Source organism: Flavobacterium gossypii (assembly GCF_014138495.1).
In the GTDB taxonomy this organism is placed as follows: Bacteria; Bacteroidota; Bacteroidia; order Flavobacteriales; family Flavobacteriaceae; genus Flavobacterium; species Flavobacterium endophyticum.
The window spans coordinates 222,986-239,512 of the sequence record NZ_JACJIS010000002.1 but is presented as its reverse complement, the minus strand read 5'-3'; the positions used below and the strand labels follow the sequence as shown (position 1 = coordinate 239,512).

General features: G+C 44.2%; 18 protein-coding genes and 1 tRNA gene. 4 read left to right on the top strand and 15 right to left on the bottom strand.

Annotation, left to right across the window (positions count from 1 at the left end):
• Positions 1 to 13: 13 nt before the first annotated feature.
• The 5 genes from GGR22_RS11025 to GGR22_RS11005 form a co-directional block, all read right to left on the bottom strand.
• A complete protein-coding gene (locus GGR22_RS11025) occupies positions 14 to 1,663 on the bottom strand; it encodes a hypothetical protein (protein WP_182493707.1) in 1,650 nt (549 codons plus the stop codon).
• A 341-nt stretch (positions 1,664 to 2,004) separates the two neighbouring features.
• On the bottom strand, positions 2,005 to 2,751 hold the full coding sequence (locus tag GGR22_RS11020; RefSeq protein ID WP_121376491.1) for a LytR/AlgR family response regulator transcription factor: 747 nt from the start codon (positions 2,749 to 2,751) through the stop codon (positions 2,005 to 2,007).
• The gene (locus GGR22_RS11015) at positions 2,744 to 4,480 is read right to left on the bottom strand and encodes a tetratricopeptide repeat-containing sensor histidine kinase (RefSeq protein ID WP_182493706.1); all 1,737 of its coding nucleotides are present in this window, start codon (positions 4,478 to 4,480) and stop codon (positions 2,744 to 2,746) included. Before GGR22_RS11015 ends, GGR22_RS11020 begins: the two co-directional genes overlap by 8 nt.
• A 53-nt stretch (positions 4,481 to 4,533) precedes the next feature.
• Positions 4,534 to 4,998, bottom strand: coding sequence for a hypothetical protein (locus tag GGR22_RS11010; protein ID WP_182493705.1), 465 nt, complete (start codon positions 4,996 to 4,998; stop codon positions 4,534 to 4,536).
• Between the two features lie 175 nt (positions 4,999 to 5,173).
• Complete coding sequence (locus tag GGR22_RS11005) at positions 5,174 to 5,803, bottom strand: DUF2306 domain-containing protein (protein ID WP_182493704.1); 630 nt, start codon at positions 5,801 to 5,803, stop codon at positions 5,174 to 5,176.
• Between the two features lie 156 nt (positions 5,804 to 5,959).
• Here GGR22_RS11005 and GGR22_RS11000 point away from each other — a divergent pair, with 156 nt between their 5' ends.
• A complete protein-coding gene (locus GGR22_RS11000) occupies positions 5,960 to 6,328 on the top strand; it encodes a winged helix-turn-helix transcriptional regulator (protein ID WP_182493703.1) in 369 nt (122 codons plus the stop codon).
• A gap of 425 nt (positions 6,329 to 6,753) precedes the next feature.
• On the opposite strand, the gene GGR22_RS10995 is transcribed toward GGR22_RS11000, so the two are convergent.
• Positions 6,754 to 7,104: a winged helix-turn-helix transcriptional regulator gene (locus tag GGR22_RS10995; protein WP_182493702.1), complete on the bottom strand. Its 351-nt coding sequence runs from the start codon at positions 7,102 to 7,104 to the stop codon at positions 6,754 to 6,756.
• 104 nt (positions 7,105 to 7,208) lie between these two features.
• Between GGR22_RS10995 and GGR22_RS10990 the strand changes: the two genes are divergently transcribed.
• A complete protein-coding gene (locus GGR22_RS10990) occupies positions 7,209 to 7,952 on the top strand; it encodes an SDR family NAD(P)-dependent oxidoreductase (protein ID WP_182493701.1) in 744 nt (247 codons plus the stop codon).
• 160 nt (positions 7,953 to 8,112) lie between these two features.
• On the opposite strand, the gene GGR22_RS10985 is transcribed toward GGR22_RS10990, so the two are convergent.
• From GGR22_RS10985 to GGR22_RS10970, 4 genes are all read right to left on the bottom strand, one after another.
• Positions 8,113 to 8,460, bottom strand: a complete 348-nt coding sequence (locus GGR22_RS10985; protein WP_182493700.1) for a nuclear transport factor 2 family protein — start codon at positions 8,458 to 8,460, stop codon at positions 8,113 to 8,115.
• Between the two features lie 100 nt (positions 8,461 to 8,560).
• On the bottom strand, positions 8,561 to 9,190 hold the full coding sequence (locus GGR22_RS10980; RefSeq protein ID WP_317169789.1) for an alpha-ketoglutarate-dependent dioxygenase AlkB family protein: 630 nt from the start codon (positions 9,188 to 9,190) through the stop codon (positions 8,561 to 8,563).
• Entirely contained in the window at positions 9,174 to 9,620 is a 447-nt protein-coding gene (locus tag GGR22_RS10975) for a DUF1810 domain-containing protein (RefSeq protein WP_182493699.1), read from the bottom strand. The genes GGR22_RS10980 and GGR22_RS10975 overlap by 17 nt, the downstream gene beginning before the upstream one ends.
• 18 nt (positions 9,621 to 9,638) lie before the next feature.
• Positions 9,639 to 11,051, bottom strand: coding sequence for an exonuclease domain-containing protein (locus GGR22_RS10970; RefSeq protein WP_182494016.1), 1,413 nt, complete (start codon positions 11,049 to 11,051; stop codon positions 9,639 to 9,641).
• 157 nt (positions 11,052 to 11,208) lie between these two features.
• On the opposite strand from GGR22_RS10970, the gene GGR22_RS10965 reads away from it, so the two are divergent.
• On the top strand, positions 11,209 to 11,976 hold the full coding sequence (locus GGR22_RS10965) for an XRE family transcriptional regulator (protein WP_121376481.1): 768 nt from the start codon (positions 11,209 to 11,211) through the stop codon (positions 11,974 to 11,976).
• A gap of 35 nt (positions 11,977 to 12,011) precedes the next feature.
• On the opposite strand, the gene GGR22_RS10960 is transcribed toward GGR22_RS10965, so the two are convergent.
• Both GGR22_RS10960 and GGR22_RS10955 read right to left on the bottom strand, forming a co-directional pair.
• Positions 12,012 to 13,481: an FAD-dependent oxidoreductase gene (locus tag GGR22_RS10960; RefSeq protein WP_182493698.1), complete on the bottom strand. Its 1,470-nt coding sequence runs from the start codon at positions 13,479 to 13,481 to the stop codon at positions 12,012 to 12,014.
• A 35-nt stretch (positions 13,482 to 13,516) separates the two neighbouring features.
• Positions 13,517 to 13,876 (bottom strand): winged helix-turn-helix transcriptional regulator, encoded by a 360-nt coding sequence (locus GGR22_RS10955; protein ID WP_220477652.1) that lies wholly within the window; start codon positions 13,874 to 13,876, stop codon positions 13,517 to 13,519.
• A 105-nt stretch (positions 13,877 to 13,981) separates the two neighbouring features.
• Between GGR22_RS10955 and GGR22_RS10950 the strand changes: the two genes are divergently transcribed.
• Entirely contained in the window at positions 13,982 to 14,737 is a 756-nt protein-coding gene (locus tag GGR22_RS10950) for an SDR family NAD(P)-dependent oxidoreductase (protein ID WP_182493697.1), read from the top strand.
• A gap of 67 nt (positions 14,738 to 14,804) precedes the next feature.
• Here GGR22_RS10950 and GGR22_RS10945 read toward each other — a convergent pair whose 3' ends face one another.
• From GGR22_RS10945 to GGR22_RS10935, 3 genes are all read right to left on the bottom strand, one after another.
• The gene (locus tag GGR22_RS10945; RefSeq protein ID WP_182493696.1) at positions 14,805 to 15,566 is read right to left on the bottom strand and encodes an SDR family oxidoreductase; all 762 of its coding nucleotides are present in this window, start codon (positions 15,564 to 15,566) and stop codon (positions 14,805 to 14,807) included.
• A gap of 114 nt (positions 15,567 to 15,680) precedes the next feature.
• Positions 15,681 to 16,250, bottom strand: a complete 570-nt coding sequence (locus tag GGR22_RS10940; RefSeq protein WP_182493695.1) for a Crp/Fnr family transcriptional regulator — start codon at positions 16,248 to 16,250, stop codon at positions 15,681 to 15,683.
• Positions 16,251 to 16,401: 151 nt separating this feature from the next.
• Positions 16,402 to 16,475, bottom strand: a tRNA-Arg gene (locus GGR22_RS10935).
• Positions 16,476 to 16,527 lie beyond the last annotated feature (52 nt).

The window sequence follows — 16,527 nt, the reverse complement described above, 5'->3', positions numbered from 1 at the left end:
AAAAAGAACATTCTTAACAGATAAATGGTATTCCTGTACAAGAAACAGTTGGAATACAAGATATAGTAGGAATACATGATACCGTAGGTACACATTGGTCTACAGGCAAGGTCGGAACCGCTGCTGCATTTACGCCTTCAGAACCGCCTTGGTTTGTATAACGACAGATCACTGGGCTTGTGTTGCACGGACCTGTAGCTGTCGGAGGACATAGAACAGGTTGGGTAGGACGTGGGAAACAAGTTGGTGTCAATGTCGGAAAACAAGATGTCGGCAACGTTGGAGCACATGATACTGGCAATGTTGGAGGACATAGGAATGGTGTTTCCGTAGGGATGATACCAGCTCCTAAGTTGTTTCCTCCTTGCTGTGCGCTACAGATAGGCGATATTCCTGTGATGCAAGATGTAACGGTTGGGATACATTTTACAGTAGGAATAGGAAAACACTGTGTTACCGGAATTGTCGGAAATCCAGCGCCTACATTATTACCTCCTTGTTGCGCAAGACAGATAGGCGATATTCCTGTTACGCAAGATGTAATGGTTGGAATACATTTTACAGTAGGAATCGGAAGACACTGCGTGATCGGAATTGTCGGAAATCCAGCGCCTGCGTTTCCTTCTTGCTGCGCAAGACAGATAGGAGATATCCCTGTTACGCAAGATGTAACGGTTGGGATACATTTTACAGTAGGAATCGGAAGACACTGTGTAATCGGAATTGTCGGAAATCCAGCGCCTGCGTTAGCATCTTGCTGCGCAAGACAGATAGGCGATACTCCTGTCACGCAAGATGTAACGGTTGGGATACATTTTACAGTAGGAATAGGAAAACACTGCGTAATCGGAATTGTCGGAAATCCAGCACCAACGTTAGCCTCTTGCTGAGCGCTGCAGATTGGCGAAATCCCTGTTACGCAAGAGGTAACGGTTGGGATACACTGAACAGTAGGAATCGGCAGACATTGCGTGATCGGAATTGTCGGGAATCCGGCTCCTAAGTTGCTAGCATCTTGCTGAGCGCTGCAGATTGGCGAAATTCCTGTTACGCAAGAGGTAACCGTAGGAATACACTGCACTGTAGGAATCGGCAGACACTGTGTGATCGGAATAGTAGGGAAACCTGCTGCTCCTTGGCTTCTTAAGAAGTTGTTGTAGATGTCGCCTTGCAATAAAGAAGACCCTTTATCATCACAACCGCAAGAAGAATCGAACGCATTTCCAGCATGCAATGCTATGATGCTTGCAAACTGCGTATCGTCGATATTGTTCTCGATACCATTAAGCGCCAACGGCACGCTAAAGTGATGGCTGTAGTTGAAACATTTCCATCCTACAAAAGGAATATCGACACATGGATTTAGCCCTAGGTCAAAACTAAAAACACCACCAGCTTCGTTAAAGTTAGTGATGCTCACGGTAATTTTGAATCTGCTAAAAGGCTGCCACGTATAGCTTACGTTTGTGTTGAAGCTGAAGCTTTTGCTTACATTTCCAAAAGGAGTCTTTAATCCGATAGTCAGTGTTACCTGACCTTTAACGGCGCTGGCCGCTACACATACGCTACACCCTAAAAAGGATGGCGTACACCATTCTGATGCGAATAAGTTGTCGTATCCTTCGTATACGGCACCTTCTTCTACGTTTGCTAATTTTGCCATGTTATAGTTTATTGGTTGCCTACTCATTTTTAGGGTTTTTCGGCTTCCGCCCTGTGCAATGATGGCTTACCTAAATAAAGTCCTATATCGGTGGAGTAAATCATGTAAACACATGTAGGTTGATAGGAAGGGGGATCTTTAAATAAGCCCAGAAACAAATGATGCTAGCTTTCTTTTGTATTCTGAACTAAAATTACTGGGCTAGGCAGGCCTTTTGGGAAGAAATGACACGAGTCCGAAAAAAATTGACATGGGCAAACAAAAAACCATGCATGAAAATAGCAGGAATAAAAAAACTCTTTCATGGTAATGAAAGAGTCAGGAGAGAAGAAGGCAGCGCCTTATTTTAATATGTTCAATTTCTTGATAAAATCTTTGTGCTTTTCGCCCAGGGTGACCTTGTGGTTGCCTTTTAAGATGACGAGATTGTCGTGCAGCACGATTTCTTCGATCTTGCTCGCGTTCACGATATAATTCCGGTGGGTCTTGACAAATTTGTTCTTTTCCAAAAGCTCGCTGATCTTAGTCAGCGAAATCATGATGACGAACTTTTCATGCTCTGTGATGATATTGCAGTACCGTTCTTCCACCTCAATATAAACGATATCGTCAATCAGCACTTTCTTGAGGGAATTCTTCTTTTTGATGAACAGCGAATCGACGCTCAGCACCGTATCCTGGTCTTCGCTAAGGAATACATTGGTCTGCTCATAAAACTTTTCGACTGCCATTTCAACCGCATACAAGATTTCCAGCTCGTTGAAAGGCTTGAGCAAGAAGCTGAACGGACGGGTAAGCTTGGCTCTCTCAAAAACCTGTCGGTCGTTAGAACTCGTCAAGAAAACAAAAGGCCGGGAGATATCTGGAGTAATGCTGATGGTTTCCGCAAAAGTAATCCCGTCGGGCGAGCCGTTCAAGAAGACGTCAATAATCACGATGTCGACCGTTTCCTTATAAAACAATGCCAAGGCTTCGCTAAACGTAGTCGCAACGCCGGCAATAGCATAGTTGTTTTCCGTAAGCACTTTTACGAGCGCCTCGCTTTCTGCCGGAGTATCCTCAATAATCAGCACGCTTACCTTATTCATTTCTTTGGGTCTTTAACAATTCGATACTTATTTTGGTTCCTTGATTTTCGATGCTTTCAATCCGCAGTTTCCCGCCGTTTTTCTGTACCATCGATTTGCACAATTGCATTCCGAGTCCGGTACCGATTTTTTCCGTGTGGCCCTTTTTAGCAACCAGGCTGCTGTCGTCAAGCAATTCCTGCTGTATTTCTGGGCTCATTCCCAAACCAAAATCTTCTACGGTCAAGATACAATAGGCTTCCGAAGCATTGCCATGAATAACAATCTGTCCGTTTTCATTCGAGAACTTGATCGCGTTATCCATCAAGTTCCTCAGGATTATTTTTAGCGAATTCAGATCGGCTTGCGCATACAGTCCTTTCGGAACCAGATTCTCAAATCGGATGCCTTTGTCCTGCATCAGCGGCCTGTAATTCAATTCCATCTGCTGCACGATCGAAAACAAATGTACCGATTCCGTATGGAAATACAATTGTTTGGTCTGCAACAGTGCCCAATGCAGCAGATTGTCCAGCAGGTTATACGAGCCGTTGGCAATGGCGCTGTTGTTTTGCAGCAGGGTGTCGAGTTCTGAGAAGTTTTTGTTTTCAAGGCTTTCCAGCAGCTTTGCATTGCTGGTCTTCAATGCGTTTACCGACGAGCGCAGGTCATGGCTGACAATAGAGAAAAGCTGGTCTTTTGCCGCATTCAGCTCGTCCAGCTTCATTTTCTGCGAAAGGATGATCTTGCTGCTTTTGATCTTCTGCCTGTAGAAATAGATTCCCGTGCCAAACAGCACAAGCAGCAGTACCGACGAATAGAAAAATCCGTTTCTTTCCGCAATCTTCAGCTTGTTCTCGGCTTCCAATATGTTGATTTCCTTTTCCTTTTGCCTCACGGTAAATTTCTTTTCCAATTCGGCTATCGCCCATACTTTGTTCTGGTCGTTCAGCGAATCCCGCCAGCTTTCGTACTCTTTCCGGTAGACCAAGGCCTGCGGAAAGTTTTTGCTGTTTTCTGCTACCACGGCCATATTGAGGGCCGTATTCTGCTTTAGTTCCACGTCCTTTATCTTCTTGGACAAGTGATACGCCTTTTCAAAATACGGAATAGCCAGGTCGTCTTTATACTGCTCATAATACAAGTTGGCAATGTTCATATACGACCCGATAAGCGATACCGTATCTTTTTCGGCCTGCAATACCTTAAAGCCTTTTGACAGGTACGCATCGGCTTCTTCAAACTTTTTCAGGTGCAGGTAGCAGAGCCCGAGGTTATGATAGACCACGCCCCGTTTGAAATCATACGTTCCTGTTTCGGGAAGCTTTTCGATTTCCTTAAAATAGCGTACGGCGCCTTCATAGTCATTTTCTTCCAGAGCAATCTCGCCCAGATAGAGCCTGACCTTATAATAAAATTGAAAGTTTTTGGAAATTTGGGCGAATTCTTTGCGTGCTTCTTGCAGCAGCCGCTTGCTTTTAAAGCTGAAAGCCCTGAAATAATGGCAATAATCGATAATCTCTGGATTCTTTTCTGCAGCCAGCTGTTTCATGGAATACACCAAAGTAGAATCCCAGTTTTTCTCTAAGAAAAAAGCCTGCGCCTTATAAAAAGCAGTCTTGTTCTTATGGTCAAGCGCCTTTTTCTTAATGGCCGAATCTAGGGCGCTGTTGGGCGCTTCTTGCGCGAAAAGAGGAAAAGCAAGAAAAAAGAAGAGCGAAAAAGCGGCAAATTTAATTCTGGATACCATTGGGGTGTTGCTGTTGGCGACAAAAACATCTGCAGACGTTTTATCTGTGTTCTTTAGCTTTGCAATACGTGAGTTACAGTACCTCTGGACGTTTTTGGATTGGCATCTTTAAAATGGAGATTCTCGACAACAGTCCGGATCTGTTTTATTGCTTCTTCGCCTTCCTTGATGTCATGGGTATAGCTGACATACCATGCATGGTATTCTTTCGGTTCTTCTTCGGCGCTGTCGTATTTTACGACCAGCTTGAGTTCGTTCGGTTCCTCCGTATTTGAATCTTGGTACAGCTCGATAGGCGCTTTTCCCAATAGCGTTTTAGGGATGAAAATCGCAATACGGATAGTAAGGCGTACCGCACGGCTGTTATTAAATTCAGTCTCAGAAGATACCAAGGGAGTCAGAAGCTCAGAAGGCTTAGTGATGCCTATTATAGCAAGGCTTTCAAAATTGATTTGAGAAATCTGTAAGGGTTCTAGGGGAGTTTGTTTTCTAGAATTTCCTGAAGTTGAAGCATTCATGATCGTTAAGTTTTAATGGTGGTGTAATAGGTCAAGACGGTTGTCTAGGAGTGCTAAAGGTAAATTTTTTTATCCAACAATTTTGTTTTTAGTAAGAAATATTTGATTCAACAGGAAGAAGGAGACAAAAGAAAAGAGGCACTCGGCCTCTTTATTTTTTGCTGTACGGAACTGCTTATTTCTTCTTTTTGCTGCTAAGCACGATCTGATAGACGTACAGAGGTACCGACCATCCCATCCAAAAAAATGAAGGCGAAATGTCTGCAAAGCTGCCCAGGTTCTGCACATACGGTATTTTTATCGCCAATCCGGAAATGATAAAGGCAAGGGTCACGATATAGCTCCTGACCATCCATTCTTTGTGAAGGTTGACGTTTCTTTTGATGATCGCATAATAGGCGATGGCCGTAGCGCTTATCCAGACGGTTACCCAAACCTGCAGCGAAAAAGCATACGCCCAGTTTATTTCATAAGCGGTCGTAAACGCCAAGATGACCGCACAGCTGCTGCTCAAGAGAATCGCCAGCAGGTATAAAAACCCGATGATACGGTGCAGTTTCCAGCTAAAATTCCGGAGCTTGGGCCAAAATTGAACGAATCCCAATACAAGCGCACCGCCACCCGCCGTGATGTGGGCGATAAGCACCCATTTCAGCTTAAAGTACTTTCCGAGCGCTTCGGGTGTCAGCAAAAGAAAGTGATCGGCGCCGTGCATAAAGAGCCAGGTCAAGAAGATAATAAGGACCCATATAAATAAGGGTCCGAGATCTGTTTTTTCTAATTTTAAAAGCTTGGTAGTTGCCATGTTCTATCGTATGTCGTAAGGGTTACACTAAATGCTGTTTTACAGTACAAAATTCCTGACAATCTAGCTCCTGTGCAATAACCGAAAAAAGATTCGGTAGGCAGGACGTCGCGGATTTTTAATTTATTTGGCGTATTTTGCAGTAAAAAAAGAACGATGTATATCAATAAGATTGAAGAAGATTTAGACTGCGGCATCCGTGTTGCCTTTAAGATATTCGGCGGCAAGTGGAAGCTCTGTATTCTCGATGCCATCAACCGAGGCATCACCCGACCGACCGACATCCAAAAAGACATTCGGATTGCGTCACGACGCGTCATTGAAATGCAGCTGGCAGAACTGCTATCCTACGGCGTAGTCGAAAAATGTGCGGAAGAAGTGTATCCCAAAAAATCAGAATACGAGGTCACGTCATTCGGAAAAACTATTATTCCGCTGCTGACCCAGATAGATGCGTGGGGAACCGCCAATGCTGCTTTTGTAAAAACCAGACAGCTAGAACTGGAAAAGATTGCTATAGGGTAGCACGTGTGAAATGCGTGTCTGCTTCTGTCCCGTTCTGACCTGCATCCGTAGCGGTCTGTATCACATACTAGAGGTGCTGTATTGCATAAGGTTTTTTCTGATAAGAATTTTATAATTGCTGTATAGAAAACATTTTTTTATGGCAGAATATGACAGACGCTATGCAGAACACTATTGATGTAATGCAGAATGCAACTGAAGTAATGCAGAACAGGGGGTGATATAATACAGAAGTCTTTTTTTTCTATACAGACTCCTAACCGATGTTATACAGAACCTGCCTAATGCTGTGCAGAACGCAACTGATGTTATGTAGGGTTGCAGTAAGTGCTATCCAGAAAGATCTATTTTCTATAGAGAACCGGTAGTTTGTTGTCGTATTTACTGCCTTTTCTAGCAGTATGGCTGCTTTTCTTGACTGCTTTTTATTTACCGATAATTACTTTTCGGTGTTCCAATCCCCACTCAGCAAGATGGTCGATGATAGTCTGCAAGGTCTTGCCGTATTCGGTTAGTTGGTACTGAACGGTTATCGGCTGCGTATCTAAAACCTCGCGTGTTAGGAGCTTATTCATCTCCAGTTCCTTTAATTCTTTGCTTAGCATTCTGTTGGATATCCCTTTTACGTCGTTTAAGATGTCAGAGAATCTTCTTTTGTTGTAATAGCAGACGGAAGAGATGATGGATATCTTCCATTTTCCATGAAGCACGTCCATTGCATCGTGAACCGCCATGATTTCTTTTTTATGTTCTATAGAGCAAACGTTTTCCGGCATAAGTTACTTGGTTACTTTAATGTTACTGTTACTTTTCGTTACAAAGTTACGGAAATACATTTAGCCGCGCTACCTTTGTACTTTAATATTTAATTTTTTTTACAATGGATTTTACAAATAAAAACGTCGTCATTACAGGCGGCAGCACAGGCATAGGATTAGCAACAGCAAAAGCATTTATCAAGGCAGGAGCCAACGTTTGGATTACAAGCAGGAATGCAGAGAACCTGCAAAAATCTGCCGAAGAAATCAACAGTCCGAACTTGAAGACTGTAGTTTCTGATACTTCTAATTTGGAAGGTATTGCCGCCTTAGAGAAAGTGGTTGCCGCAACCGGAAACAAGCTAGATGTTCTTTTCTTAAACGCAGGCATTGCCGTATTTGCACCCATCGAGCAAGTTACCGAGGCTGATTTTGATGCCCAATTCAATACCAACGTGAAAGGGCATTTCTTCACGCTGCAAAAATTGCTTCCGCATTTGGCAGAAGGAGCTTCTGTACTGTTTACTTCTTCCACCGTAGCAACGGCGGCCGGATTAGGAACCAGCGCGTATTCGGCTACGAAAGGAGCGATCAACAAAATTGCGCAAATTGCCGCAAACGAATTGGCAGAACGAAAAATACGCGTGAATATGGTAAGCCCCGGACCGATCGCAACGCCTGGACTAGACAAGGCCGTGCCTGAAGAAGCAAAAGGACATCTGGCATCAGCTACAGCATTGCAGCGATTAGGACATCCTGATGAGGTGGCCAGCACCGTGCTGTTCTTGGCTTCGGATGGGGCAAGCTTTATTACAGGAGCGGAGTTGTTGGTTGATGGAGGTTTTATCAACTATGCGCTGAAATAATAAAAACGGGCAGCTGCAAGAGGCTGCCTTTTGTCGTTTCCACTTGCAGTAAAACGCTGGAAACTAAAAACTGCCTAAGTGATTTTAGGCGGTTTTTTATTTTTTTAGGATTAAGGTAGGAGGAATTCCGCTCGGATCCGAAAAGATTTTTACCATAGAATTATGTCTTTATCACAAAAGCTTTTAATGCTGCCATCTTGCCGTTTTCAAATCTCCACACATCGCAGTAATCGTACGCGGCTATTTTCCCGTTTTCATCCTTGCTGTTGATTTTTCCGATGGCAATAACGAAATCGCCTTCAGCAATCAGGCTTTCGACCATAAACTGCGGCGGTTCGAGATACTCCACAGCCATATACTGACGGACGGCTTCTTTGCCGCGCAGGACACGATCGCCTACAAATGTCCATTCGGTATCTTCTGTGCAGAATGATAAAAATCCTTCATTATCGCCTTTGGAGACTGCTTCATTTGCTTGTTCGAGTATGGCTTTGTTGCTTAAGTTCATGGGTGTTGTATACTTTAAAGGTTGCTATCTATTCGATTTGTTCTCCTAAAGTTACGTTTTATTGCTAGAAGCTTATGTTAAGTTCAATATAAGATTCTAGCTATTCTTCTCGATGCACCTGCCGGAACGTTAGGTTGATTCTCGGCAGTACTTTTCTAGCCGTCTTCGGTACTTGGTGTTCCCAAAAGCTATTTGTGGTTCCTGCCATCAGCAAAAAGGAGCCGTGATACAGCGGAATTTCGACTTGCTGCAGCTCTTTCCTGAATTTATGGCGCAGGCGGAACATACGCGTCTCGCCAAAGGTGACGGAAGCAATAATCATGTTCTTGTTGACCGTAGCCGTTTTGTCGCTGTGCCAAGATACGCCGTCATTGCCATCGCGATACAAGTTTAATAAGACCGCATTGAATTTAATCTGGGTTTCAGTTTCTACCCGCTGGCGGATCGCGCATAAGTCTGGAGTCAAGGAAATTGTCGGCGCTTTATCCTTTTTTTTGACGCTATCCTCAAACCAAGAGACCAGTCGGGGAGCGGCTACGACTTTTTCATACATCGGCATTTCGTAAGTATGCCAGCGCGTCTGTTCGAGCAGCGTTGTATAGTAGTAATCGGACTCTTCTTTGGTGAAAAAAGTATCGATCAGCATGACATCGGCATCGGGCAGGTCAAATGTTTTGGTTCCGCGGTTTCCGGACATAAAGAGCTCGGTATCTTCAAATAAGGTCATCATGAAATTTGTTTTTGAGGAATACCTGCAACGTCAGTTCGTCCTGAAATCCGTTGAAATACTTTTCGATGACCTTTTCAAATACCGGAGGCGCGTCTGGCACATTCGCAAAAAGGGTCATGCTGGAACGCAGCTTTAGGTCGTCTGGATTGCCGAGAATCTCTTGCGCCGTCTTTCCGTCGATTTCCAAGAAGGCCGTGGCTATCTGTACCAGATGCTGGCCTAGAATCGGGTGGGCTAGATAGGCTGCGGCTTCATCTATATCGTTGATGCCGTAGAATTTTGAAGTTTCGCTGCGACCGAGGCTTTTTAGCTGCGGAAAGATGAACCACATCCAATGCGATTCTTTCTGTCCGTTCTTGATTTCTGAAAGCGCTTTCAGGTATACTTGATTTTGCGCGTCGAGGAAACGCGTTAGGTTATAATTGTCCATTTGTTATGTACGATTTGATCATTCATGAACGCCATCCAAGTGGTGTTCTTCTAAAACTTTTTCAGCCCACTTTTGTTTGGGAAAGACTTTGCCCGGATACTTTTCGGCATAGGCATAAATCAGATGCATGCTGTATTGGTTGCTCCGGTAATGGGTCACATAATCTTTTATTTCAGAAGGTTGGGCAAGCGTGATATCCGAAGCCATATATCCCATGCCGTAAAAATGTCCATTTTCGACCCATATACAGCTATGTTCTTCCGGAGTCCTTCCTTTATCGATGATTCCAAAGCTTCGCCTGCTGTCTAAGAAAAAGGCGACGGCCTTTTCGATCTGGCTGTTGTGGCTCATGGCATCGGGCAGGTTCGTAAGGTCTGCTTTTCTGATGCCGTCGGCTTCCACGCCGTATTTACAGAATCGGGCATCGATGCCAAATTGCTCAGCAAGGCTGCGGAGCAATTGTATGCCGTCGTGGAGCGTATTGAATGACTCAATGCAGGCTTGGAATCGGCTCAGCTTTCCGATGGCCAGATACGTAAAGCCGTTGCGGGCCTCGTATTGATACAGTCCGTATTTAGGCTCGAATCGTTTTAAGGCTCTGTTGTAGGCAGGCCATTGCGTCTTGATTTCGTTGCACTCTAAAAGCAGGGCCATCAGTTCGGTACCGCAAACCTCAAAGGAAATGCTATGGATATCCCGCAAGAAATGCTGGCGCTGCGGCGTAATCTTATGGCCGCTAAAATGGGAAGCGACGCGTTTTTTTAAGTTGACCGCCTTTCCTATATAGATTACTTTTTTGGCTTGGTTGTAAAAATAATAGACGCCTGGCTTTTCGGGCAATTGCTCAAAGTCTGCAGGAGGCAAATTAGGAGGCAGGCGCTGGTCTTGCGCGGTTTTCTTTACCATCTTTGTTATATCGCCTTCGCTGTCCCATTCCAGCAGTCGGGAAAACAAGATTGCGGTAGCATCTGCATCGCCGCCGGCACGGTGCCTGTTTTCTACAGGGATGTCTAACGACTGGCAGAGGTTTCCGAGACTGTAAGAAGCCAATCCGGGCCGGATCTTTCTTGCGGCACGCACGGTGCAAAGCTTTCGGGCTGTCCATTTGATACCTCCTTCTTCCAGCTGGTGCCTTACGAAGGAATAATCGAAGTTGACGTTGTGGGCTACAAAGATGCGGTCGGTAAGCAGTTCGGCTACTCTTTCGGCAATGTCATCGAAAATAGGAGCGCCGGAGACCATCTCGTTTGTAATTCCGGTCAGGGCAAAGATCGGAAGCGGTATCTCCTTTTGCGGATTGACGAGCGTTTCAAAGCGGTCAATGACGCTCGTACCGTCATGGATTATGATAGCGATTTCGGTGATACGGCTACCGCCAGCGTTGCCGCCAGTGGTTTCGATATCGACTATGGCGTACTGGGTGTTTTTCATATAGCGTCTAGCATTGATCATGGTGTTTTCGTTTTTGGGATTGCTTTCTTTTTGTGGCAACTTCCAGCATTTTAAAAACTTTGTCGAATGGCGCGTATATTGTTGTTATATTCTACAAAATTATATATTTTTGCTGTTGTAACTTACAACATTAACAATGTCGCTATTTTCAGATAATCTTAGATTCTTACGAGAAAGCCGGAAAGAAAGCCAGAGAGAAACGGCCGAAAGCCTTGATATCAAGCGCGGAAGGTACGAACCGTATGAAAGCGGGAAGGTGGAGCCGCCGTATGAGATACTAAAAAAAATTGCAAGGTATTTTGGCGTCAGTATCGACCTTATGCTGTCGGTTGACGTACGGAAGTACCGTATCGACGACTTACTTAAGCTGGATGATAACCGTATCATACTACCTATTATGGTCGATGCTAATGGCGAAGACCTGATTGAAATAGTACCGTATAAAGCCCGCGCCGGGTATCTGACGGGTTATGCCGATCCTGAATTTATTGAAGCCTTGCCGCAGATAACGATGCCTTTTTTAGGGCCGGGCAAGCACCGCGCGTTTCCGGTAGGCGGCGATTCGATGCCTCCGCACGATGATAAGAGTTTTATTATCGGGAAGTATGTGGAGAATCTTGGCGAGATAAAGAAAAACAAGACCTATATTCTGATTACGCGCAGCGAGGGCATGACGTACAAAAGGCTCAACAGCAAAAATGAGGATTCGCTTACGGTAGAGCCGGATAATGTGATTTATAATCCGTATGAGGTCAAGCTGTCTGATATTATAGAGATCTGGGAATATGTGGCGCATATCGGACGCAATGACGCCAAGCTGATGAACGAGGGCGGCGAACCGCTGGAAGCTGTCGTAAGGAAGCTACAAAAAGACATGGCCGAGATCCGAACGAAGATTACGTAGGCGCAGAACCGCAAAGAGTTTTTATTTTATAGGCTTTAATTATTTTGTTGGGTGTCTTTTTTCTTTAGGCACCGTCCTCTTGGCTCATCGCCTTCATGAAGCACAATTTCGGAATGTAGGAACTGTGCGGCATCTGCCGAATCTTTTACTTTGACAGCGCTGCGTTCTAGCATTTCGGATTCAAATTCTGTCAATACGCTTTTTCTTATTCCTGCTTTTCTCCATTGCGATAAGGGCTTGCATCCTTTTGCGATTCCCCGTGCTAAGGTAAGCGCGTCCAGCAGGGCTTGGTTGGCTCCTTGTCCTTTGAACGGACTCATCGGGTGTGCTGCATCTCCAATCAGGGTCACGGCACCTTTTTTCTCTAGTAATTCGGACTCTAGTAATTCACGGTCGTATACGGGATAGCCAGAAATCTGGGCTTCCAGTGTTGCCGCTACAATTTGCGGGATGGGATCGTGCCATTGCGTTCTGCGACAAGCTTCTTCTTTAAGGGCTTGAGGTCCGTGTGCGCTTAATGCCTTGGCTTCTTCTTCGGACATTGGGAAGCTTAACTGCCACATTACGGAGTCTGAGGTATACGGCATGATGTAGATGCGCTCGTTGCCATTGGCGGTTTGAAATACCGTGGCCGAGTCGAGCAGGGAACTCGTCGGGTCTTCGAGAGCTTCTAAAGGACAGATACCCAATATCACAATACAGTCCAGATAACGCAAAGGGGCGATATCTTCGCCCAGCAGCAGCCTCCGCACCGAACTGCGGATACCATCGGCTCCGACTAAAAGGTCTGCCTTGGAGCTTTTTATTTCTCCATCGACTTGGAAGTTTAGCGTAACGCCTTGATCTTCATCTTGCTTAAAATCGATTAATTGATGTCCCCATTGTACGGCATCTTGTCCGCCGAGCTGCTCTAATAGTGCCAGACGCAAGGATTGCCTTGCGATATGGATGTTGGTGCGTTTTTGGGAAGTCTTTGCTTCGGAGGACAGCCATTTTCTGATTCCCCATTCGCCGATGACTTTTCCTTCTGTAGTATGAACCAGATGCCTTGTAGAGATTACGCCTTCTTCTAGCGAGAAAATACCGAATCCTTCAATGGCTTTGCTGGCTTGCTGCAATGTGAGTCCGTAGCCTTGAGAACGGGCCGCAAAGTTGTTGTCGCGTTCGAAAAGCGTAAAAGGAATTCCGCGGTGCAGGCAGGCTACTGCTAATGCCACGCCTCCAATGCCGGCACCAATAATGGCGATGTGTGGGTAGTTTTCTTTATCTGCTATAGGAGGAAAGGCAGCCGGAATCAATCCCGATCCGGAACAATTCAAGCAAGAATATAGGGGAGCTTTAGGGCGGACAGGAGCTGTTCCTTCGCCATTGGTTTTTTCAAATAGATCGGAGGCTATTTGGTATTGCAGCCGGACTTTCTTGCTCAGCCTTCGGCTTTTTTTGCCGCGTCCTTGGCATTCCTGGCAGATGGTCCAGTTGGTTGGTTTATTTTCTACTTGTTTCACTTCCAATAACAGGCTTTTATAAAGAGTACATGCAACTATTGTTCGATAATTTTTTTACGGTGTTCTATTCCCCATTCTGTCAGATAATTAATTATCGTTCTTAGGGTTAGGCCATGATCCGTAAGTTCGTACTGTACTGTTATGGGCTGCGTGTCTAAAACAGTTCGCTTGATAAGTTTGTTTATTTCTAATTCTTTCAGCTCTTTGCTTAGCATTTTGTTGGAAATGCCTACGACATCATTGAGTATATCCGAAAATCTTCTTTTGTTGTAGTAGCAAATAGAGGAGAGGATGGAGATCTTCCACTTGCCACTCAATACATCCATTGAATCCTGGACAGCCATCATTTCCTTTTTGTGCTGTTGTTCTACACGAGGTTTACATTCCAATTCCATACGGTGTTACTTTGTTACCTGTTTGTTACTATTACTTTTGGTAACAAAGTTACTTAAATAAATGTAATGTCTATAGCTTTGCATCTCACTTTAAATAAAATAAAAATGAACAGATTAAAAGATAAGGTAGCCATAGTTACAGGGGCATCAAAAGGAATAGGGGCTTCGATTGCAAAATATTTTGCCGCAGAAGGGGCAAAGGTTGTAGTGAATTATGCTTCGAGCAAAGAAGACGCCGAAAAAGTAGTCAGCGCAATAACCGATCAGGGAGGAACAGCCATTGCAGTGCAGGGCGATGTATCAAAAGAAGCTGATGTGGCTAGATTACATGAAGAGACCAAAAAGGCTTTCGGCACATTAGATATTTTGGTAAACAATGCAGGTATTTATCTGTATGAGCCTATTGAACAAGTATCGGCAGAAACGTTCCATCGTTCTTTTAATATCAATGTCTTGGGATCCATACTTGCCATACAGGAGTCTTTGAAGCTTTTTGGCGATAAGGGAGGTAACATTATTAATATCAGTTCGGGGGCGAGCAACTCGCCTTTGCCTACCGGTTCGGTTTATTCAGCGACAAAAACAGCGCTAGATGCTATTACTATTTCTTTATCTAAAGAATTTGCAGGAAGAAATATCCGTATCAATTCTATTCTGCCAGGTATTGTAGAGACTGAGGGTTCTCATAGCGCAGGGTTTATCGGCAGCGAGGCGGAAGCAAATTTTGTTTCTAAAACACCGCTGGGTCGTACGGGTCAGCCAGATGATATTGCAAAAGTTGCCGTATTTCTTGCTTCTGATGATGCGGCATGGATTACCGGAGAGAAAATCACCGTTGGCGGAGGCGTCTATGGTTTTTAAGACAGAAGATTAATGAAAGTAAAAAGGCGACCATTGGTCGCCTTTTTAAGTTTTGTAAAATAAAATTCTACCACGGAATTTCTCCTGTTTCAGGATTGGTTTCTTCGCAGAAAAATTTTCCTGTTACGCCATCGTTGCCTATCAGGGCGTATTTTACTATTCGTTTTCCAGCATCTTCAACCGTGCCTGTGCCTCTGTTATAGTTTAGATCGGTTTTGGTAAAACCGGGACTTACGGCATTGATCTTGAAATTGGTATCGCCCAATTCGTAAGCCAAGTTTACAGTGTACATATTTAGGGCGGATTTAGAGGATAGATAGACCGCTCCCTTATGGTTGTAATATTTGTAGGATGGATCGCTGTGCAATGTAATAGAACCTTGGCTGGAGCTTACCATTACAATTCTCGGCTCGTCTGATTTTTTTAGCAGATCCAGAAAAGCCTGCGTCACTCTTATTACGCCATAGACGTTGGTTTCGTATACTTCCTTAAAGATGTCAACGCTAGTATCGGTTGCAGTCTGCGGGATAAAGTTTCCGTCTTCTTGTAGTTTTACTCCTGTAATTCCGGCATTGTTGATGAGAACATCCAAAACGTCTGTCTTGCTACCGATTGCCAAACGGGCTTCTTTTACGGATTCGTCACTGGCGACATCCATCTGGATGGCTTCTGCATTAGACAATCCTTCCGATTTTAATTTGTCGACTGCTTGCAGTCCGCTTTCCAAATTTCTACTTCCCAGATAGACATAAAAGCCTTTTTGCAATAATTGTCTCGCGGCCTCAAAGCCAATACCTTTATTAGCTCCTGTAATAAGTGCTTTTTTCATTTTTGCTGATTTAAGATTAACAATGCAAAGTTGGCCCTGAAAAGAATAAAACCATTTACCATTTGGTAAAAAGCGATTTTCAGTCCAATCTGACTCTGTGCATGCAAATCAGGGTCAACGGATGTTCTTCCTGATTCGGCTCAGCGACTGCTGCGTGACGCCCAAATAAGAAGCGATATAAGAAAGTGGGACGCGATTGGCGATAGAGGGAAATTTTTCTAAGAATGTCAGGTATCGTGTCGTGGCATCTTCTGAAACTAGCGGACTTCTTCGGTCTAGTTTTTCTATGAGTGCCTTTTGGATAATTTTATTGACAATAGCGTCCCATCCGATAATAGTATTGGACAGTTCTTCCCAGTCTTTTCGGGAAAATACGAGCAGTTTACATTCGGTAACAGCTTGGACGTATTCTGAAGCAGGAATTTTTGCCTCGAAATGATGCCAGTCAACAATGAGGTGATTTTCGTCGCCGAAATATTTGGTGACTTCTTCGCCCTTGTTGTCGTAATAGCAGACCCGCAGAATCCCTTCCAAAACAAAGCCGACCTGGTTTGGAATTTTTCCTGCTTCTGAGAAATATGCCTCTTTCTTAAGTAACAGTTCCTCAGTCTTGCTGCCGATGAGGTCAATCTGCTGAGTGTTCAGGTTTCCGAATTGTAATAAGAAGTCTGTAAGTTCTTTCATAACGGAAAATTAGTAAATAGGATCTTTATAGGATTTATCAAATGGTAAAAAGTTTGTACAGACATAGGAACATTGCAAATTATGTCTTTGTTTTCTAGTAGCTGGGTCAAATAAAAAGGGACAAAAGATAAATTATCTTTTGTCCCTTTAGTGACCTCGACTGGATTCAAACCAGTAACCTTCTGAGCCGTAATCAGATGCGCTATTCAGTTGCGCCACGAGGCCTTAATGCGGGTGCAAATATAGGAAATTATGTTTATCTTGCAAATCAATTTTG